This window comes from Escherichia sp. MR (genome assembly GCF_005280595.1).
Classification (GTDB): Bacteria; Pseudomonadota; Gammaproteobacteria; order Enterobacterales; family Enterobacteriaceae; genus Escherichia; species Escherichia ruysiae.
The window spans coordinates 1-20,825 of the sequence record NZ_SZVK01000046.1 but is presented as its reverse complement, the minus strand read 5'-3'; the positions used below and the strand labels follow the sequence as shown (position 1 = coordinate 20,825).

The 20,825-nt window shown below is 49.9% G+C and carries 19 protein-coding genes; 11 read left to right on the top strand and 8 right to left on the bottom strand.

Annotated features, from left to right (window positions below; genetic code table 11):
• The first annotated feature begins 62 nt into the window (after window positions 1–62).
• Complete coding sequence (locus tag FC814_RS17420; RefSeq protein ID WP_000233094.1) at window positions 63–146, top strand: hypothetical protein; 84 nt, start codon at window positions 63–65, stop codon at window positions 144–146.
• Window positions 147–245: 99 nt separating this feature from the next.
• Window positions 246–1,067 carry a serine protease gene (locus FC814_RS17415; protein ID WP_001260826.1) on the top strand — a complete coding sequence of 274 codons (822 nt, stop codon included), beginning with the start codon at window positions 246–248 and terminating at the stop codon, window positions 1,065–1,067.
• 38 nt (window positions 1,068–1,105) lie between these two features.
• On the opposite strand, the gene mdtI is transcribed toward FC814_RS17415, so the two are convergent.
• Window positions 1,106–1,435 carry a multidrug/spermidine efflux SMR transporter subunit MdtI gene (gene mdtI / locus FC814_RS17410; protein ID WP_000046659.1) on the bottom strand — a complete coding sequence of 110 codons (330 nt, stop codon included), beginning with the start codon at window positions 1,433–1,435 and terminating at the stop codon, window positions 1,106–1,108.
• On the bottom strand, window positions 1,422–1,787 hold the full coding sequence (gene mdtJ / locus FC814_RS17405; protein WP_137326235.1) for a multidrug/spermidine efflux SMR transporter subunit MdtJ: 366 nt from the start codon (window positions 1,785–1,787) through the stop codon (window positions 1,422–1,424). Before mdtJ ends, mdtI begins: the two co-directional genes overlap by 14 nt.
• Before the next feature lie 411 nt (window positions 1,788–2,198).
• On the opposite strand from mdtJ, the gene tqsA reads away from it, so the two are divergent.
• A complete protein-coding gene (tqsA, locus tag FC814_RS17395) occupies window positions 2,199–3,233 on the top strand; it encodes an AI-2 transporter TqsA (RefSeq protein WP_001118201.1) in 1,035 nt (344 codons plus the stop codon).
• Between the two features lie 24 nt (window positions 3,234–3,257).
• Here tqsA and pntB read toward each other — a convergent pair whose 3' ends face one another.
• Window positions 3,258–4,646: a Re/Si-specific NAD(P)(+) transhydrogenase subunit beta gene (gene pntB / locus FC814_RS17390; protein ID WP_000014065.1), complete on the bottom strand. Its 1,389-nt coding sequence runs from the start codon at window positions 4,644–4,646 to the stop codon at window positions 3,258–3,260.
• Window positions 4,647–4,656: 10 nt separating this feature from the next.
• A complete protein-coding gene (gene pntA / locus FC814_RS17385; RefSeq protein WP_001219379.1) occupies window positions 4,657–6,189 on the bottom strand; it encodes a Re/Si-specific NAD(P)(+) transhydrogenase subunit alpha in 1,533 nt (510 codons plus the stop codon).
• Window positions 6,190–6,709: 520 nt separating this feature from the next.
• On the opposite strand from pntA, the gene ydgH reads away from it, so the two are divergent.
• The 3 genes from ydgH to folM all read left to right on the top strand — a co-directional run bounded on the left by ydgH (window position 6,710) and on the right by folM (window position 9,980).
• Window positions 6,710–7,654 (top strand): DUF1471 family protein YdgH, encoded by a 945-nt coding sequence (ydgH, locus tag FC814_RS17380; protein ID WP_000769335.1) that lies wholly within the window; start codon window positions 6,710–6,712, stop codon window positions 7,652–7,654.
• Window positions 7,655–7,838: 184 nt separating this feature from the next.
• Entirely contained in the window at window positions 7,839–9,221 is a 1,383-nt protein-coding gene (locus FC814_RS17375; RefSeq protein ID WP_000412364.1) for an amino acid permease, read from the top strand.
• Between the two features lie 36 nt (window positions 9,222–9,257).
• Entirely contained in the window at window positions 9,258–9,980 is a 723-nt protein-coding gene (folM, locus tag FC814_RS17370; protein ID WP_000520631.1) for a dihydromonapterin reductase, read from the top strand.
• On the opposite strand, the gene FC814_RS17365 is transcribed toward folM, so the two are convergent.
• Window positions 9,977–10,312, bottom strand: a complete 336-nt coding sequence (locus tag FC814_RS17365; RefSeq protein WP_000524882.1) for a GlpM family protein — start codon at window positions 10,310–10,312, stop codon at window positions 9,977–9,979. The two genes, folM and FC814_RS17365, sit on opposite strands and share 4 nt — an antisense overlap.
• A 128-nt stretch (window positions 10,313–10,440) precedes the next feature.
• Here FC814_RS17365 and rstA point away from each other — a divergent pair, with 128 nt between their 5' ends.
• The 3 genes from rstA (at window position 10,441) to tus (ending at window position 13,470) form a co-directional block, all read left to right on the top strand.
• On the top strand, window positions 10,441–11,160 hold the full coding sequence (gene rstA, locus FC814_RS17360) for a two-component system response regulator RstA (RefSeq protein ID WP_001092492.1): 720 nt from the start codon (window positions 10,441–10,443) through the stop codon (window positions 11,158–11,160).
• A 3-nt stretch (window positions 11,161–11,163) separates the two neighbouring features.
• Window positions 11,164–12,465 (top strand): two-component system sensor histidine kinase RstB, encoded by a 1,302-nt coding sequence (gene rstB / locus FC814_RS17355; protein ID WP_137326234.1) that lies wholly within the window; start codon window positions 11,164–11,166, stop codon window positions 12,463–12,465.
• Between the two features lie 75 nt (window positions 12,466–12,540).
• Window positions 12,541–13,470, top strand: coding sequence for a DNA replication terminus site-binding protein (tus, locus tag FC814_RS17350; RefSeq protein ID WP_000135175.1), 930 nt, complete (start codon window positions 12,541–12,543; stop codon window positions 13,468–13,470).
• On the opposite strand, the gene fumC is transcribed toward tus, so the two are convergent.
• Both fumC and fumB read right to left on the bottom strand, forming a co-directional pair.
• Window positions 13,467–14,870, bottom strand: a complete 1,404-nt coding sequence (gene fumC, locus FC814_RS17345) for a class II fumarate hydratase (protein WP_105279402.1) — start codon at window positions 14,868–14,870, stop codon at window positions 13,467–13,469. The genes tus and fumC overlap by 4 nt on opposite strands.
• Before the next feature lie 142 nt (window positions 14,871–15,012).
• Complete coding sequence (fumB, locus tag FC814_RS17340) at window positions 15,013–16,659, bottom strand: class I fumarate hydratase (RefSeq protein ID WP_000066634.1); 1,647 nt, start codon at window positions 16,657–16,659, stop codon at window positions 15,013–15,015.
• A gap of 198 nt (window positions 16,660–16,857) precedes the next feature.
• Between fumB and manA the strand changes: the two genes are divergently transcribed.
• On the top strand, window positions 16,858–18,033 hold the full coding sequence (manA, locus tag FC814_RS17335; RefSeq protein ID WP_085460701.1) for a mannose-6-phosphate isomerase: 1,176 nt from the start codon (window positions 16,858–16,860) through the stop codon (window positions 18,031–18,033).
• Between the two features lie 99 nt (window positions 18,034–18,132).
• Window positions 18,133–19,641 carry a YdgA family protein gene (locus tag FC814_RS17330; RefSeq protein WP_001043388.1) on the top strand — a complete coding sequence of 503 codons (1,509 nt, stop codon included), beginning with the start codon at window positions 18,133–18,135 and terminating at the stop codon, window positions 19,639–19,641.
• Window positions 19,642–19,685: 44 nt separating this feature from the next.
• On the opposite strand, the gene uidC is transcribed toward FC814_RS17330, so the two are convergent.
• Window positions 19,686–20,825 (bottom strand): glucuronide uptake porin UidC (uidC, locus tag FC814_RS17325; RefSeq protein ID WP_301546374.1); only part of this gene is annotated, 1,140 nt, incomplete at its 5' end.

Genomic DNA, 20,825 nt, shown 5'->3' with positions numbered 1-20,825 from the left:
CGCGCCTGAAAATTACGGTGTTAAACGAATAACGTTTAACACCGCCTTTAGCGGAGGGTACTATGGTGGGCCGTTATCGCTTTGAGTTCATTCTTATCACCCTTATTTTATGCGCCCTGATTGCCACCTGTTTTTATCTTTCCTGAGCGTAGTTATCTGATTTTACTCCCACTTTCATCCCGTCCCGTCTATAGTATTTACGAGGGTTTGCTTTTAATAATCATAATTACTCACCAGAGTGTGATATGCGTACAACCATTGCTGTAGTACTGGGTGCAATTAGTCTGACATCTGCATTTGTGTTTGCGGATAAACCGGACGATCATAAATCGACCAATAATGAGGTCAGCACCCTATTTTTTGGTCATGATGATCGTGTATCAGTAAATAACACGAGCCAATCGCCGTGGGATGCGGTTGGGCAACTAGAAACGGCCAGCGGCAATTTGTGTACGGCGACGCTAATTGCGCCGAACCTGGCATTAACGGCAGGACACTGTTTATTAACGCCGCCGAAGGGCAAAGCGGATAAAGCAGTTGCGTTGCGTTTTGTGTCAAATAAAGGTCTTTGGCGCTATGAGATCCACGACATCGAAGGCCGCGTTGATCCGACGCTAGGGAAGCGGTTAAAGCCGGATGGGGATGGCTGGATTGTTCCCCCCGCAGCCGCGCCGTGGGATTTCGGTTTGATTGTGCTGCGCAATCCCCCTTCGGGCATTACGCCGTTGCCGTTATTTGAGGGAGATAAAACCGCGCTTACCGCTGCATTAAAAGCTGCGGGTCGTAAAGTGACTCAGGCGGGATACCCTGAAGATCATCTCGATACGTTGTACAGTCATCAAAATTGCGAAATAACCGGCTGGGCGCAAACCTCGGTAATGTCGCACCAGTGCGATACCCTACCAGGTGACAGTGGTTCGCCACTGATGCTTCATACTGATGACGGCTGGCAGTTAATTGGGGTACAAAGTTCAGCTCCTGCAGCAAAAGATCGCTGGCGCGCCGATAACCGGGCCATTTCTGTCACCGGTTTTCGCGACAAACTCGAAGAACTGACCCGGAAATAACGTTCAAACGCTGCCCGCATTATCGGGCAGCGTGGTCATCAGGCGAGTTTCACCATAATCATTCCAGCCAACAGCAAGACCAGACCAACCCAGCCTTTGCGATTTAAACGTTGACCAAACAAGATCCAACCAGCGGCTAACGTGGCAGCAATACCAAACCCGCCCCACAACGCATACGCCACCGACAAATCTATGCCCTTTACTGCCTGGGAGAGTGAGCTAAAGGCCGCAAGCACCGCTGCCAGCGAAAGCAAGCCATAGACTTTGCGGCGAAAGCCGTCAGAATATTTCAAAAAGACGTTAGCAATGATTTCCAGCACGATTGCCAGTGCCAGCCAGGCGGCGTGAACCCATTCAAACTGCGCCATGCTTCACCTCCAGCGAGGGTTTACGCACTTTGCGAGTACCAGATTTAATCAACACAATCCCGAGCACCAGGGTTGTTAACCCGGCAATTTTTAGCAGCGATAAGCTTTCGTCAAATAACAGAACACTAAATAGCGTAATAAATAAAATACCGATACCTTCCCACAGAGCATAAGCCACGCCAAGTGCTATTTGTTTCACGGCGAAAGAGAGAAATATATATGACAGCGAAATCATCACCAGCATTAAAATAAAACCGCCGCTTCCCTCACTAACGCTCGCCCATTTCATTGACAGCGTGCCGGTAATTTCTGTGGCAATAGCCAGACCTAATAAAACCCAATAAATATACATCGTCCTTCCCCTGCAAGAGAATTATTTTAACATTCGCTCGACTCAGCGAAACCAAAAGAAAAGTATTCAGCCCAACGCAGAGCGCCAGCTTTGGCAGAGGAAGGGACTAAAGCGCGTTGCGCCAGTGTTGCTCACCTGCGAGCAAGATGGTGGTTGAGGTACGAAAATGAGTAAATGTAGAAAATAACGTCCTGAACAAATTGTCCATAATATTACAATTATCCGCAGTGTTGCTTCTCGTCATCGCGGATGATAATTGTCCTCGGTAGTTGTACACGTCTGATTTGTATCATAGCTTAAGAATTAACTCAAAACATTTTCATTTCTTTACCTGAGGAGTTTGATTTTCGTTATAATGCCACGGCTAAAAAGAAAATATTATTAGCGAAGGAAGAAAAAACGGGGATACGCATGGCAAAGCCGATCATCACGCTCAATGGTCTAAAAATAGTCATTATGTTGGGAATGCTGGTCATTATTCTCTGCGGTATCCGTTTTGCCGCCGATATCATCGTACCCTTTATCCTTGCCCTATTTATCGCAGTCATTCTTCATCCGCTGGTACAACGCATGGTTCGTTGGCGCGTGCCGCGTGTGTTGGCTGTGTCGATTTTAATGATAATCATCGTGATGGCGATGGTGCTATTACTGGCCTATCTCGGCTCAACGCTTAATGAGCTGACCCGCACTTTGCCACAGTATCGCAGCTCAATCATAAAGCCTCTGCAAGTTCTGGAGCCTTTATTACAACGCGCGGGTATTGATGTCTCGGTTGACCAACTGGCGCATTACATTGATCCGAACGCGGCGATGACGTTGCTCACCAACTTGCTGACACAGTTATCTAATGCCATGTCATCCATATTTTTATTGTTGCTGACGGTGCTGTTTATGCTGCTCGAAGTGCCACAACTTCCCGGCAAACTCCAGCAAATGATGGCGCGCCCGGTCGAAGGTATGGCGGCGATCCAGCGCGCCATTGACAGTGTGTCGCATTACCTGGTGCTGAAAACAGCCATCAGCATCATCACCGGTCTGGTCGCCTGGGCGATGCTCGCCGCACTCGATGTTCGCTTCGCTTTTGTCTGGGGATTACTGGCCTTCGCGCTTAATTACATCCCTAACATTGGTTCGGTTCTCGCGGCTATCCCCCCTATCGCTCAGGTACTGGTGTTTAATGGTTTCTATGAGGCGTTACTGGTACTGGCGGGATATCTGCTGATTAATCTGGTCTTCGGCAATATTCTGGAGCCGCGCATCATGGGGCGCGGACTGGGGCTTTCCACACTGGTAGTTTTTTTGTCGTTAATTTTTTGGGGATGGTTGTTAGGACCGGTGGGAATGCTGCTTTCCGTGCCGTTGACGATTATTGTCAAAATTGCGCTTGAACAAACGGCGGGAGGCCAAAGCATCGCCGTCCTGTTAAGCGATCTCAATAAAGAGTAACGGCCTCCGCAGAGGCCGTCAGGGTTACAGGGCTTTCAGGATTGCATCCACGCTGGCTTTGGCGTCACCAAACAGCATGTGGGTATTTTCTTTGAAGAACAGCGGGTTTTGCACGCCAGCATAGCCGGTGTTCATCGAGCGTTTAAAGACAATCACGTTCTGTGCTTTCCACACTTCCAGCACAGGCATACCAGCAATCGGACTCTTCGGATCATCCTGCGCCGCCGGGTTAACCGTATCGTTAGCGCCAATCACCAGCACAGTATCGGTATCAGCAAAGTCATCGTTGATCTCGTCCATTTCCAGCACGATGTCATACGGCACTTTCGCTTCTGCCAGCAATACGTTCATATGCCCCGGTAATCGACCTGCAACCGGGTGAATACCGAAACGCACATTGATACCACGGGCACGCAATTTCTCGGTGATTTCTGCCACCGGATATTGCGCCTGCGCGACCGCCATGCCGTAGCCTGGGGTGATGATCACCGAGTGCGAGTTTTTCAGCAATTCTGCCGTCTCTTCCGCAGTGATTTCGCGATGCTCGCCAACTTCCTGATCGTCACCGGTGGAAGAACCATCTGTGCCGAAACCACCCGCAATGACGCTGATAAAGGAACGGTTCATCGCCTTACACATGATGTAAGAAAGGATGGCACCCGAAGAACCGACCAGCGCACCGGTCACAATCAGCAGGTCATTACTGAGCATAAAGCCCGCCGCTGCCGCTGCCCAACCAGAATAAGAGTTCAGCATCGACACCACCACGGGCATATCTGCGCCACCGATGGAAGCCACCAAATGCCAGCCGAAAACCAACGCAATGGCGGTCATTATCAGCAATGCCAGAACTTGCAGGCCAACGCTTTCAGTGCGAACAAACACAATCAGCAGCAGGAAGGAAACAACCAGTGCCGCCAGGTTCATTTTGTGACGGTTTGGCAGCATCAGCGGTTTAGACGAAATTTTACCGCACAGCTTACCGAACGCCACGACTGACCCCGTGAAGGTTACCGCACCGATGAAGATGCCGAGGAACACTTCCGTCAGGTGAATATTCACCAGAATCGGCGCCATTTCCGCGTCGTGATGCAGATAGCTGTTAAAACCAACCAACACCGCCGCCAGACCAACGAAGCTATGCAGGATCGCCACCAGTTCCGGCATTTCGGTCATTTCAACCTTCTTCGCCAGACGGATACCAATCGCCCCACCGATGACCATTGCCAGTAAGATCCAGCCAACGTTGCCAGTATCCGGTCCAAAGATAGTTGCAATTAAAGCAATCGCCATCCCGGCGATACCGAGGTTGTTACCCCGGCGAGACGTTTCATGTTTTGAAAGCCCGGCCAGACTGAAGATAAACAGGATCGCGGCAACAATGTATGCAGCTGTAACTAATCCTCCAGACATATGTTACCCCTTAGTTTTTGCGAAACATTTTCAGCATACGCTGAGTCACGGTGAAGCCACCGAAAATATTAATGCTGGCTATAAGCACCGCGATAAAACTAAGGAAGCTAACCCAGCCGCCCTGGCCAATCTGTAAAAGTGCTCCGACAACAATAATCCCTGAAATCGCATTGGTGACCGACATCAATGGCGTATGTAGCGCGTGCGAAACATTCCACACCACGTAATAGCCCACAACGCACGCCAGCGCGAACACGGTGAAGTGTCCGAGGAACTCTTTCGGTGCAACATTCGCCAGCCAACCGAAAAGGATAATTGCCAGCGCCATCAAGGCGTATTTACGCCACGGCGAACAGGCACATTTTTCCTCGGTTTTGACTTCCGGTGCTGCTTTTTGTGCCGCCTGCGGCTGAGCTGATACCTGAATCGGCGGTGCCGGCCAGGTAATTTCGCCCGCACGGATCACGGTCACGCCGCGAATCACCACATCATCAAAATCAACAGTAATGTTGCCGTCTTTCTCTTTGCACAACAGTTTCAGCAGATTGACGAGGTTGGTGCCATAAAGCTGTGAGGATTGCGTCGGCAGACGCCCCGGAAGATCGGTATAACCAATGACTTTGACGCCATTTTCCGTAGTGAAGATTTGCCCCGGCACGGTGTACTCACAGTTACCGCCGTTTTGTGCTGCCAGATCGACAATCACACTGCCCGACTTCATGGAGTCCACCATTTCACGGGTAATCAGTTTCGGTGCCGGTTTGCCTGGAATAAGCGCAGTGGTAACAATGATATCGACGTCTTTTGCCTGCGCGGCAAAGAGTTCCATTTCCGCTTTGATGAATGCTTCCGACATCACTTTGGCATAGCCATCACCGCTGCCTGCTTCCTCTTTGAAATCCAGTTCGAGGAATTCCGCGCCCATACTCTGAACTTGTTCTTTCACTTCCGGACGAGTATCGAACGCACGCACAATTGCGCCGAGGCTGTTTGCTGCACCAATGGCCGCCAGACCAGCAACACCCGCACCAATCACCATGACTTTTGCCGGCGGCACTTTACCTGCCGCAGTGATTTGTCCGGTAAAAAAGCGACCAAACTCATGAGCTGCTTCGACAATAGCGCGATAACCTGCGATATTCGCCATCGAACTTAACGCGTCCAGCGACTGGGCGCGAGAAATACGCGGTACGGAGTCCATCGCCATCACGGTGACGTTACGTTCCGCAAGTTTTTGCATTAGCTCCGGATTCTGCGCAGGCCAGATAAAACTTACCAGCGTTGTACCTGGATTCAGTAGTGCAATTTCATCATCTAACGGTGCATTGACCTTCAGAATGATCTCTGACTGCCAGACGTTATTCCCTTCTACTATTTCAGCGCCCGCTTGCACAAACGCTTTATCGTCAAAACTCGCCAGTTGACCCGCGCCGCTCTCTACCGCGACGGTAAAACCTAGTTTCAGCAACTGTTCCACTGTTTTTGGCGTTGCTGCAACACGGGTTTCATTGGTTAACCGTTCTCTTGGTATGCCAATTCGCATGATATTCCCTTCCATCGGTTTTATTGATGATGGTTTGCCTGTGTTTCAAGTACACAAGCCGCTCATGAACGAGCTAAATGTTACTCCGTTAAAATAAATTAGTAACAAACGTCTATAACGTACTGAAAATAATGCCTGTGATCTAGCGCCAAAAATCAGTATCTCGGCGTTAACTCGAAAAATATTAACGATTCAGCCTTGATAGTGGGATAAACACCATAGAACACAGGATAAGGGGCGATAATTGTCTTCGATAGCCAGGTAAAACATGAGATCACCCCGTCGCAAGCCGCCAGTTAACATTAAATTAACTTATACAATTCAGCCATTTCAGCCGTTTTATGTTACTGCGGTTACTTTTTAATCACAGATGATTATTCGAACAGGTTTAAAATCAAATCAAGAAGTCTGATATGAAAAATCACGCAGACAGTTACACCGTTTAAATGCAATAATCAGCCATGTTTCTCGTTAATAACAATACCAGTACCTGGTTTGCGCAAGGCGAAGGATTATTTTTATGAAGCTTAAGAACACCCTCCTGGCGTCGGCACTGCTTTCTGCTACGGCATTCTCCGTTAACGCAGCAACAGAACTGACACCGGAGCAAGCGGCAGCGGTTAAACCTTTTGACCGTGTAGTGGTTACCGGACGTTTCAATGCCATTGGCGAGGCGGTCAAAGCCGTATCCCGCCGCGCTGATAAAGAAGGCGCAGCCTCTTTTTATGTTGTCGATACGTCAGATTTCGGTAACAGCGGTAACTGGCGTGTAGTTGCCGATCTCTATAAGTCTGATGCTGAAAAAGCAGAAACTGAAAAGAATCGTGTGATTAACGGTGTGGTGGAACTGCCAAAAGACCAGGCCGTTCTGATCGAACCGTTTGATACAGTTACCGTCCAGGGCTTTTACCGTAGCCAACCTGAAGTTAATGACGCCATCACCAAAGCGGCGAAAGCAAAAGGCGCATACTCTTTCTATATTGTTCGTCAAATCGATGCCAACCAGGGCGGTAACCAGCGCATTACGGCCTTCATCTATAAAAAAGATGCTAAGAAACGCGTAGTACAAAGCCCGGATGTGATCCCGGCGGATTCCGACGCGGGACGTGCAGCCCTGGCTGCCGGTGGCGAAGCTGCGAAGAAAGTTGAAATCCCAGGCGTTGCCACTACTGCATCACCAAGTTCCGAAGTCGGTCGCTTCTTTGAAACCCAGTCATCAAAAGGTGGGCGTTACACTGTCACGCTACCTGACGGCACTAAAGTAGAAGAACTGAACAAAGCGACCGCAGCGATGATGGTGCCGTTCGACAGCATTAAGTTCTCAGGTAACTACGGCAACATGACCGAAGTCTCCTACCAGGTTGCTAAACGTGCCGCGAAGAAAGGGGCTAAGTATTACCACATCACCCGCCAGTGGCAGGAACGTGGCAATAACCTGACCATCAGCGCAGACCTGTATAAATAACTATTCAGTATCACGATAAGGCGGCTTTATGCCGCCTTTAGCATTTTTAGCCACAAATTTTCCCCTAACCATTGCATGACGATACATCTCTTCGTAAAATCCCGCGCCTTAGTGACAAACACCATTTTTATGCGTTTTGTCCTAATATTTATTCTTCCAAACACGTTTTGATCACTGGATACAGATGGAAAAGAAACTGGGACTGAGCGCGCTCACTGCGCTGGTATTAAGCTCAATGCTGGGCGCAGGTGTTTTCAGTCTGCCGCAAAATATGGCGGCGGTAGCCAGCCCGGCAGCATTATTGATCGGCTGGGGTATCACCGGCGCAGGGATTTTATTACTGGCCTTCGCTATGCTGATCCTGACGCGTATTCGTCCCGACCTTGACGGCGGTATCTTTACCTATGCCCGCGAAGGGTTTGGCGAACTGATTGGTTTCTGCTCCGCATGGGGATACTGGCTGTGCGCAGTTATCGCCAACGTCTCCTATCTGGTGATCGTCTTTTCCGCATTGAGTTTCTTCACCGATACGCCGGAATTGCGCCTGTTTGGCGATGGCAATACCTGGCAATCGATTGTCGGTGCATCCGCCTTATTATGGATTGTTCACTTTTTGATCCTGCGCGGCGTGCAGACTGCTGCCAGCATTAACCTGGTGGCGACGCTGGCAAAATTATTGCCGCTAGGTCTGTTTATTGTTCTGGCGATGATGATGTTCAAACTGGACACCTTCAAACTCGACTTCACTGGCCTTGCACTTGGTATACCGGTATGGGAACAGGTGAAAAACACAATGTTGATCACACTGTGGGTATTCATTGGCGTGGAAGGTGCAGTGGTGGTTTCTGCGCGAGCGCGTAATAAACATGATGTCGGCAAAGCAACACTTCTGGCGGTACTTTCCGCGCTGGGCGTTTATTTACTGGTAACTCTGCTTTCGCTGGGGGTGGTAGCACGCCCTGAACTGGCTGAAATCCGTAATCCCTCTATGGCCGGCCTGATGGTGAAAATGATGGGGCCGTGGGGTGAGATTATCATCGCTGCCGGATTGATCGTTTCCGTTTGCGGCGCGTACTTAAGCTGGACCATTATGGCGGCAGAAGTCCCCTTCCTGGCTGCCACTCATAAAGCATTCCCGCGCATTTTTGCTCGCCAGAATGCGCAAGCTGCGCCGTCTGCCTCACTGTGGCTGACCAACATCTGCGTGCAAATTTGCCTGGTACTCATCTGGCTAACCGGTTCCGATTACAACACATTGCTCACCATCGCCTCAGAAATGATTCTGGTGCCCTATTTCCTGGTTGGCGCGTTCCTGCTGAAAATCGCTACCCGTCCACTGCATAAAGCAGTAGGTATCGGTGCCTGCATTTATGGCTTATGGTTATTGTACGCCTCTGGCCCAATGCACCTGCTGTTGTCCGTCGTTCTGTATGCACCTGGGCTTCTGGTGTTCCTGTACGCGCGTAAAACGCATACACATGATAATGTACTGAATCGTCAGGAAATGGTGTTAATTAGCATGTTGTTAATTGCCGCAGTTCCGGCGACCTGGATGCTGGTGGGATAACGTTCGTCCCATCGTTGGATAGCAAAGGAGATAACGATGGGTAAAACCCACCCCTTGCCAATATTAATTACTGGCGGAGGCCGTCGCATTGGCCTCGCCCTCGCCTGGCATTTCATTAATCAAAAGCAACCGGTGATTGTCAGCTATCGGACGCGCTATCCTGCCATTGATGGACTGATTAATGCGGGTGCGCAATGTATTCAGGCTGATTTTTCAACCAACGACGGTGTGATGGCGTTTGCCGATGAGGTACTAAAAAGCACCCATGGCCTGCGTGCTATTTTGCACAACGCCAGCGCGTGGATGGCTGAAAAACCAGGTACGCCACTGACTGACGTGCTGGCCTGCATGATGCAAATCCACGTTAATACCCCATACCTTCTTAACCACGCTCTGGAAAGATTACTGCGTGGGCACGGACACGCCGCCAGCGATATCATTCACTTTACCGATTATGTGGTGGAGCGCGGAAGCGACAAACATATTGCCTATGCTGCGAGCAAAGCGGCGCTGGATAATATGACACGCTCGTTTGCCCGCAAGCTGGCACCGGAAGTGAAAGTGAATTCTATCGCGCCATCGCTGATCCTGTTTAATGAGCATGATGATGCTGAATATCGTCAACAGGCGCTGAATAAATCACTGATGAAAACCGCACCAGGCGAGAAAGAAGTGATCGACCTGGTCGATTATTTACTCACCAGTTGCTTTGTTACCGGACGCAGTTTTCCGCTTGATGGCGGTCGACATCTGCGTTAATGCAGCTTCATCCAGCATATAATCAACACCCATGCGCTTATCCCCCAGCACGCAACGGAACCCACAAAAGCGGCGGGCAAGCGCATTATTCCGGTGAAATACCACAGCGACGCCAGGTAAATAAAATAGGGAATAATCGACCACATGCTGAAAATGATGGTTGCGCGTAAGGCTTCAATGCCGCGTTCGCTGGCAACAATATAATGCGCAATAAGCGCAAAGGTCGGGAAAAGCGGAATCAGCCCGGCGATATAGTAATTTTTCGTTTTTGCTAATACACCAATTAACACCACCACCAGCGCACCAAGCGCGGCTTTGATTACCAGCCCCATCTTTTTACCTTAACACTTCCATAACAAGTCATCCGTAGAATACCTGATGAAAACTTGTTTAGGAACGATTGATAGTAAGTAAAAACAACGCGGTGTATTGTGACGTTTTTATATCTACCGTGAATAATATGAACACTATCGTATTTGTGGAAGATGACGCGGAAGTCGGTTCACTGATTGCCGCGTATTTGGCGAAACATGATATACAGGTAACCATTGAACCTCGCGGCGACCATGCAGAAGAAACAATTCTGCGGGAAAATCCGGATTTGGTGCTCCTCGATATCATGCTACCAGGCAAGGACGGCATGACTGTCTGTCGTGATTTACGCACTAAATGGAGCGGGCCTATAGTTCTGCTGACATCTCTCGATAGTGATATGAACCACATTCTGGCTCTGGAAATGGGCGCCTGCGACTATATTCTCAAAACAACGCCCCCCGCAGTCCTGCTGGCGCGGTTACGTTTACATTTGCGTCAGAACGAGCAAACCACGCTGACCAAAGGTATACAAGAAGCACCTCTTACTCCTTATAAGGCATTGCATTTCGGCACGTTAACCATCGATCCCATTAACCGTGTAGTTACGCTTGCTGACTGCGAAATTTCACTCTCTACCGCCGATTTTGAACTGCTCTGGGAATTAGCCACCCACGCGGGGCAAATTATGGACAGAGATGCGTTGTTGAAAAATTTACGCGGCGTCAGTTACGACGGTCTGGATCGTAGCGTGGACGTGGCTATTTCGCGGTTAAGAAAAAAACTGCGCGATAACGCTGCCGAACCTTATCGCATTAAAACCGTGCGAAACAAAGGCTATCTGTTTGCGCCTCATGCGTGGGAATAAGCGATGAAAAAACTGTTTATCCAGTTTTATCTTCTACTGTTTGTCTGCTTTCTGGTGATGTCCCTACTGGTTGGGCTGGTGTACAAATTTACCGCCGAACGCGCGGGCAAACAGTCGCTGGATGATTTGATGAACAGTTCTCTATACCTGATGCGTAGCGAATTGCGCGAGATCCCCCCACACGACTGGGGAAAAACGCTGAAAGAGATGGATTTAAATCTCTCTTTTGATCTGCGCGTCGAACCGTTGAGTAAATATCATCTCGATGAAATCTCCATGCATCGACTGCGTGGCGGCGAAATTGTCGCCCTGGACGATCAGTACACATTCTTACAGCGTATACCGCGCAGCCACTACGTGCTGGCAGTCGGTCCCGTGCCTTATCTTTATTACCTCCATCAAATGCGATTACTGGATATCGCGCTGATCGCTTTTATTGCCATCTCCCTCGCCTTTCCCGTGTTTATCTGGATGCGTCCGCACTGGCAGGACATGTTAAAACTGGAAGCAGCGGCGCAACGATTTGGCGATGGGCATCTCAATGAACGTATTCACTTTGATGAAGGTTCGAGTTTTGAACGGCTTGGCGTGGCGTTTAACCAGATGGCGGATAATATCAACGCCTTGATTGCCAGTAAAAAACAGCTTATTGACGGTATCGCCCACGAACTGCGAACGCCGTTAGTGCGCCTGCGTTATCGACTGGAGATGAGCGAAAATCTGAGCGCAACAGAATCTCAGGCGTTGAATCGCGATATCAGCCAACTGGAAGCCTTAATTGAAGAGTTGCTGACTTATGCCCGACTCGATCGCCCGCAAAATGAGCTCCATCTTAGCGAACCAGACCTGCCGTTGTGGCTGTCAACGCATCTGGCCGACATTCAGGCACTAACTCCCGATAAAACGGTACGGATAAAAACCATCATGCAAGGTCATTATGCGGCGTTGGATATGCGCTTGATGGAGCGCGTGCTGGATAACTTGCTCAATAATGCCCTGCGCTACTGCCATTCAACAGTCGAAACCAGCCTGCTACTGGCAGGAAACAAAGCGACATTAATTGTTGAAGATGATGGTGCAGGGATTGCACCACAGGATCGAGAGCATATCTTTGAACCCTTTGTTCGCCTCGACCCCAGCCGTGACCGTGCAACCGGCGGCTGCGGGCTGGGACTGACAATTGTCCACTCAATTGCACTGGCAATGGGCGGCACGGTTAATTGTGACACCAGCGAACTGGGCGGCGCCCGCTTCTCGTTTAGCTGGCCGTTATGGCACAACATTGCGCAATTTACCTCTGCCTGACGCTACGCGCACGGTGGTCAAGTCGTCGCCACTGTGCTATAACATATAGTATGTTGTAACTAAAGTGGTGATTTTATGGCTCGTTACGATCTCGTAGATCGACTCAATACTACCTTTCGCCAGATGGAGCAAGAACTGGCCGCATTTGCCGCTGAGCTTGAACAGCACAAGTTGCTGGTTGCCCGGGTATTCTCTTTACCGGAAGTCAAAAAAGAGGATGAGCATAATCCGCTGAATTGCATTGAAGTTAAGCAACATCTCGGCAAAGAGGCGCAGGCGCTCGCGCTACGTCATTTCCGCCATTTGTTTATTCAGCAACAGTCTGAAAATCGCAGCAGCAAGGCCGCTGTTCGTCTGCCCGGCGTGTTGTGTTATCAGGTTGATAACCTTTCACAAGCGGCGCTGGTAAGTCATATCCAGCGCATCAATCAACTTAAAACCACTTTCGAGCATATCGTCACGGTTGAGTCAGAACTTCCTACGGCGGCGCGTTTTGAATGGGTGCATCGCCATTTGCCGGGGCTGATCACACTGAACGCTTACCGCACCCTCACCGTTCTGCATGACCCCGCAACTTTACGTTTTGGCTGGGCGAATAAACATATCATTAAGAATTTGCATCGTGATGAAGTGCTGGCGCAGCTGGAAAAAAGTCTGAAATCACCCCGCAGCGTCGCACCGTGGACGCGTGAGGAGTGGCAGGGAAAACTGGAGCGTGAATATCAGGATATTGCTGCCCTGCCACAGGACGTGAAGTTAAAAATCAAACGTCCGGTAAAGGTGCAGCCGATTGCCCGCGTCTGGTACAAGGGAGATCAAAAACAGGTACAACACGCCTGCCCTACGCCGCTTATTGCACTGATTAATCGGGATAATGGCGCGGGCGTACCGGACGTTGGCGAGTTGTTGAATTACGATGCCGACAATGTGCAGCACCGTTATAAACCGCAGGCGCAGCCGCTTCGTTTGATCATTCCACGGCTGCACCTGTATGTTGCAGATTAACGCCCGGATTTCATGCTGCCGACCATCTGTTCTGGTCGTACCCAGCTGTCAAACTCGGCTTCGCTAAGATAGCCCAGCGCAAGGGCTGCAGCTTTTAAGGTCAGCCCTTCTTTATGCGCTTTTTTTGCAATCTCGGCGGCTCTGTCATAGCCAATGTGGGTGTTGAGTGCGGTCACCAGCATCAGCGATTCATTGAGTAATTGATTGATTCGCTCACGATTCGGCTCAATCCCCACTGCACAGTGTTTGTTAAAACTTTCCATGCCATCTGCCAGCAAGCGTACCGATTGCAGGAAATTGTGGATAACCATCGGGCGGAAGACGTTCAGTTCAAAGTTTCCGGAAGCGCCACCCATGTTGATCGCCACGTCGTTCCCCATCACCTGACAGCAAAGCATGGTTAACGCTTCACACTGCGTTGGGTTCACTTTCCCAGGCATGATTGAACTGCCCGGCTCGTTTTCCGGGATTGAGATTTCACCAATTCCGCAGCGAGGGCCAGATGCCAGCCAACGAACGTCATTGGCAATTTTCATCAGTGACGCAGCCAACCCTTTCAAGGCGCCGTGCGCCTGAACCAGCGCATCACAGGTCGCCAGAGCTTCAAATTTGTTCGGCGCGGTAACAAACGGCGCGCAGGTAATTACCGAAAGTTCATCCGCAACGCGACGCGCATATTCCGGATGAGTGTTCAGCCCCGTCCCTACTGCTGTACCACCCAGCGCCAGTTCCGCCACGTGCGGCAGACTGTACTCGATATGTTTGAGATTATGCTCCAGCATCGCTACCCAGCCAGAAATCTCCTGCCCCAGCGTCAGCGGCGTGGCGTCCTGCAAGTGGGTACGACCAATTTTGACGATATCGGCAAATGCACGCGATTTTTCACTCAGCGTCTGTGTCAGGGTTTTAAGCTGCGGAATGAGTTGCTTGCGCAGCGCCAGCAGCGCCGCAACGTGCATCGCCGTCGGAAAGACATCGTTGGAACTTTGGCTTTTGTTCACGTCGTCATTAGGGTGAACTTTACGTTCCATCCCGCGCACGCCGCCGAGCAATTCGCTCGCGCGGTTAGCCAGCACTTCGTTCATATTCATATTGCTTTGCGTACCGGAACCGGTCTGCCAGATAGCCAGCGGAAATTCATCGTCATGCTGTCCCGCCAGCACTTCATCTGCCGCCTGACGAATGGCACTCGCTTTCTCTTCAGACAGCAAGCCTAAATCTTCATTAACTTTTGCCGCTGCGCGCTTGGTTAGCGCCAGCGCATGAATCAGTGAGGTTGGCATTTTCTCCGTCGAAATGCGGAAATGCTCCAGCGAGCGTTGAGTTTGTGCGCCCCACAGCTTATCTGCCGGGACATCGATCGCACCCATCGAATCTTTTTCGCTGCGTACTGTTTTCATGGACTGCTCCTCACCTGATTAATTTTTTCTTTCTGTTTTGCTTACGTTAAGCAACTTTTAGCTCACTCATTATTTACTATTTGATAACAAATGTTTGGTCTTTCGTGCCATGTAAAAAAGCCGCCCCGAAGGGCGGCTCTGTTTATTTCACGCAGCGGGTGCACTGCGTGAGCTGTATCTGCTGGAAGAAGTCATTTCCTTTATCATCCACAAGAATAAACGCCGGGAAATCTTCCACTTCAATTTTCCAGATCGCTTCCATTCCCAGTTCAGGATACTCAACACATTCCAGACTCTTAATACTGCCCTGCGCCAGCACTGCCGCCGGGCCGCCAATACTGCCGAGGTAGAAGCCACCGTGTTTTTTACAGGCATCCGTCACCTGCTGGCTGCGGTTGCCTTTCGCCAGCATGATCATACTTCCGCCCTGCGCTTGCAGTTGATCGACATAAGAATCCATCCGTCCGGCGGTCGTTGGGCCAAGAGAACCGGAAGCATAACCTTCTGGCGTTTTTGCCGGACCCGCGTAGTAAATCGGGTGATCTTTGATGTATTGCGGTAGCCCTTCGCCGTTGTCCATGCGCTCTTTCAGTTTGGCGTGGGCAATATCACGACCGACGATAATCGTGCCGTTAAGCGATAAGCGCGTAGAAACGGGATACTGCGACAACTGTGCGAGGATCTCTTTCATCGGACGGTTAAGGTCAACGCGCACCGCTTCGCCTTCTCCCGCTTTGCGCAGCTCTTCCGGGATATATTTGCCTGGATTATGTTCCAGTTTTTCGATCCAGATCCCCTGACGGTTGATCTTCGCTTTGATATTACGGTCAGCAGAACAGGAGACGCCCATTCCGACCGGGCAGGATGCACCATGACGCGGCAGGCGAATCACGCGGATGTCGTGAGCGAAGTATTTACCACCAAACTGCGCGCCCAGTCCAAGATTTTGCGCTTCGATCAGCAATTCTTTTTCCAGCGCCACATCGCGGAACGCCTGACCGTGCTCATTCCCTTCCGTTGGCAGTTCGTCATAGTATTTAGCGGAAGCCAGTTTCACCGTTTTAAGGTTAGTTTCCGCAGACGTTCCGCCAATAACGAACGCAATATGATACGGAGGACACGCCGCCGTACCCAGCGTGCGCATTTTCTCAACCAGGTAATTTTTCAGTTTCCCCGGCGTCAATAACGCTTTGGTTTCCTGATAGAGATACGTCTTGTTTGCCGAACCGCCACCTTTGGCGATACAGAGGAATTTGTACTCGTCGCCATCAACAGCATAAAGATCGATCTGCGCTGGCAGATTGGTGCCGGTATTCACCTCTTTATACATATCCAGCGGCGCATTTTGCGAGTAGCGCAGGTTATCTTCGATATAGGTGTTATAGACACCGCGCGCCAGCGCCGCTTCGTCACCGCCACCGGTCCATACGCGCTGCCCTTTTTTACCAACGATAATCGCGGTGCCAGTGTCCTGACAGGTTGGCAGAACGCCTTTTGCCGCGATATCGGAGTTACGCAGGAATTGAAGCGCCACATATTTATCGTTTTCGCTGGCTTCCGGGTCACGCAAAATGTCGGCCACCTGCTGTTGGTGAGCCGGTCGCAGCATAAATGACGCATCATGAAACGCCTGACGCGCCAGCAGAGTTAACGCTTCGGGTGCGACTTTCAAAATCTCCTGCCCTTCAAATTCAGATACGCTAACGTGTTCGCTGGTCAGCAGGTAATACTCGGTATCATCTTTTTTGAGTGGGAAAGGAGCCTGATAATGAAAGGGTTTGTTTGACATTGTTCTCTCACTTACTGCCTGGTTTGGTTATGCTCTGGGCGGGTGTTCCGTTGCCCTGTTAAAAGCGAGTAACAACATCCTACACACTTTTTTAACAAAAACTGAGACAAGTACGACTTTTTGCGGCTCCAGGTTACTTCCCGTAGGATTCTTGCTTTAATAGCGGGATTAATTTCCACATTTAAACAGGGATTGATCATGCAAAAACTCATTAACTCAGTGCAAAACTATGCCTGGGGCAGCAAAACGGCGTTGACTGAACTTTATGGTATGGAAAATCCGTCCAGCCAACCGATGGCCGAGCTGTGGATGGGGGCACATCCGAAAAGCAGTTCCCGTGTGCACAATGCTGCCGGAGATATCGTTTCACTGCGTGATGTGATTGAGAGTGACAAATCGACTCTGCTTGGAGAGGCCGTTGCCAAACGCTTTGGCGAACTGCCTTTCCTGTTCAAAGTATTATGCGCAGCTCAGCCGCTCTCCATTCAGGTTCATCCGAACAAACGCAATTCTGAAATCGGTTTTGCTAAAGAAAATGCCGCAGGTATTCCGATGGATGCCGCCGAGCGTAACTATAAAGATCCTAACCACAAGCCGGAGCTGGTTTTTGCCCTGACACCATTCCTCGCGATGAACGCGTTTCGTGAGTTCTCCGAGATTGTCTCCCTGCTCCAGCCTGTCGCGGGCGCGCATCCGGCGATTGCTCACTTTTTACAGCAGCCCAGTGCAGAACGTTTAAGCGACCTGTTCGCCAGCCTGTTGAATATGCAGGGTGAAGAAAAATCCCGCGCGCTGGCGATTTTAAAATCGGCCCTCGACAGCCAGCAGGGTGAACCGTGGCAAACGATTCGTTTAATTTCTGAATTTTACCCGGATGACAGCGGTCTGTTCTCCCCGCTGTTGCTGAATGTGGTGAAACTGAACCCTGGCGAAGCGATGTTCCTGTTCGCTGAAACACCGCACGCCTACCTGCAAGGCGTGGCGCTGGAAGTGATGGCGAACTCTGATAACGTGCTGCGTGCGGGTCTGACGCCAAAATATATTGATATTCCTGAGCTGGTTGCCAACGTGAAGTTCGAAGCCAAACCAGCTAACCAGTTGTTGACCCAGCCGGTGAAGCAAGGTGCAGAACTGGACTTCCCGATTCCAGTGGATGATTTTGCCTTCTCGCTGCATGATCTTAGTGATAAAGAAACCACTATCAGCCAGCAAAGTGCCGCCATTTTGTTCTGCGTTGAAGGTGAAGCAACTCTGTGTAAAGGTTCTCAGCAGTTACCGCTTAAACCGGGTGAATCAGCGTTTATTGCCGCCAACGAGTCACCGGTGACAGTGAAAGGCCACGGACGTTTAGCCCGTGTTTACAACAAGCTGTAAGAGCTTACTGAAAAAATTAACATCTCTTGCTAAGCTTATTAAAGGCTTATAACACTTCAGGCGGTCAGTCCGCCTGATTTCATTTTATGGATAATCACTATGAATAAATCGCTGGTAGCGGTAGGCGTCATTGTTGCGCTCGGCGTAGTCTGGACAGGCGGCGCATGGTACACAGGCAAGAAAATAGAAACCCATCTCGAGGACATGGTCGCGCAGGCGAATGCGCAACTTAAACTGACGGCTCCTGAATCCAACCTGGAAGTGAGTTATCAAAACTATCATCGCGGCGTGTTCAGCAGCCAGTTACAGCTGGTGGTGAAGCCCGTTGCCGGGAAAGAAAATCCGTGGATTAAAAGTGGTCAGAGCGTCATCTTCAACGAATCGGTTGATCATGGTCCCTTTCCCCTGGCCCAGCTTAAAAAACTGAACCTGATCCCATCGATGGCGTCGATTCAAACCACTCTTGTCAACAACAATGTGAGCAAGCCACTGTTTGATATGGCAAAAGGAGAAACACCTTTTGAGATTAACTCCCGCATTGGTTACAGCGGTGATTCCAGCTCAGATATCTCTCTCAAGCCACTGAATTACGAACAAAAAGATGAAAAAGTCGCCTTTAGCGGCGGCGAGTTCCAGTTAAATGCTGACAGAGACGGCAAAGCTATCTCCCTTTCCGGGGAGGCACAAAGCGGCCGGGTGGATGCGGTTAACGAATACAACCAGAAAGTGCAGTTGACCTTTAATAATCTGAAAACCGACGGTTCCAGCACACTGGCAAGTTTTGGTGAGCGCGTGGGTAACCAAAAACTGTCACTGGAAAAAATGACCATTTCGGTAGAAGGCAAAGAACTGGCACTGCTGGAAGGCATGGAGATCAGCGGTAAATCAGACCTGGTCAATGACGGTAAAACGATCAATAGCCAACTGGATTACTCGCTAAACAGCCTGAAAGTACAGAATCAGGATCTGGGCAGCGGCAAGCTGACTTTAAAAGTTGGTCAGATTGATGGCGAAGCCTGGCACCAGTTTAGCCAGCAATATAACGCGCAAACCCAGGCTCTGCTGGCACAGCCAGAGATTGCCAACAATCCCGAACTTTATCAGGAGAAAGTGACGGAAGCCTTCTTTAGCGCCCTGCCGCTGATGTTGAAAGGCGATCCGGTGATAACTGTCGCTCCGTTAAGCTGGAAAAACAGTCAGGGTGAAAGTGCGCTGAATCTGTCGCTGTTCCTGAAAGATCCGGCAACGACTAAAGAAGCGCCGCAGACACTGGCTCAGGAAGTTGATCGCTCGGTTAAGTCTCTGGAGGCAAAACTAACCATTCCGGTCGATATGGCAACTGAGCTGATGACCCAGGTAGCGAAGCTGGAAGGTTATCAGGAAGATCAAGCGAAAAAACTGGCAAAACAGCAAGTTGAAGGCGCGTCAGCAATGGGTCAAATGTTTCGTCTGACCACCTTGCAGGACAATACCATCACCACCAGCCTGCAATATGCTAACGGTCAGATCACGTTAAACGGGCAGAAAATGCCGCTGGAAGATTTTGTTGGTATGTTTGCGATGCCGGCATTAAACGTTCCGGCTGTACCGGCAATACCGCAGCAGTAATTCACAGCCCAAACGCCGGAGATTTTTCTCTCCGGCGTTATTTCTTACTTCAACATAAAGTCATACTGAATACTCATTTTCACATCCCAGTAATTCAGGCGATCGCCCAGATTACTGCCATCGCGCTTTTCCCGCCCTTTATCGGCAGCAAGAAAGAAATTCATCCCTTGTAACGGCCCTTCGCTGACCCGATAGTTCATACCACCTAAGATACCCGCGCCTTCAATCCGCACATCTCGTTTACTGGATTCATAGCCGCGAGTCACAATCGGTGCAAATGTCAGCGTAAATTGCGGAGTTACACGGTAGTTGACACCTAATTGCCAGGACTGCATTCCTTCACGGTTACGATCAAGACTTAATGAAAAGGGATAGCCAATGTCGGTATCCACCACGGCACCATTCATTGCATGGCGCAAATAACCACCACTGCCAAATACGCTTCCCCACGGCGCATTCCAGGTCAATTGTCCACTAACCAACGCCGTTTCATTGGGCTGGCTGGTATTACGACTTAAACCTTCGAGCTGCGCGTAAAAGCCGAGCAACTCCCCTTTCAACGTATAATTCGGGTCGAGCGGTATGCTTTTCTCAAGAATACTTTGTATCTGATTGGAAACATCTTTCTGTACCGATGCCCCCAGAGAATAGCGACTGGTATTATCATGCCAACTGGCGGCTAAAAAAGAACGTGCGCGATGTTTATCGTATTTTCCCGTCTGGCTGTTATACACCCCTTCATCACGAATACCGGTTGTTGAATCAGTCCATAAAAATACTCGTGAACGCCACATTCCCCACAGATCAATATTTGGCGTTAAAGCCCAATAACCTAATGCTCCTTCAGAAACAGTCGGTAATGTACGTTGCGAACTGCCAGCCATTAACGGAATACGATAAGGTAAGCTACCATAACTATAATCCGCCCCGAAGCGACCTAATTTAAGCAGGCTATTTTCACTGGGTTTTATTTTTACTGCCCCTAGGGCAAAGCCAAAACTTTTATCACCATCAAGATACCACCGGGTACTCATATCAGCACGAGCACCTAATTTATAAACATAATACGCCCCGCCTTCAACGCCAATAATATTGGAATAATAACCACGGTGATGCTGCCAACTTACTGATTTAGTGTATGATGGTGTTTTTGAGGTGCTCCAGTGGCTTCTGTTTCTATCAGC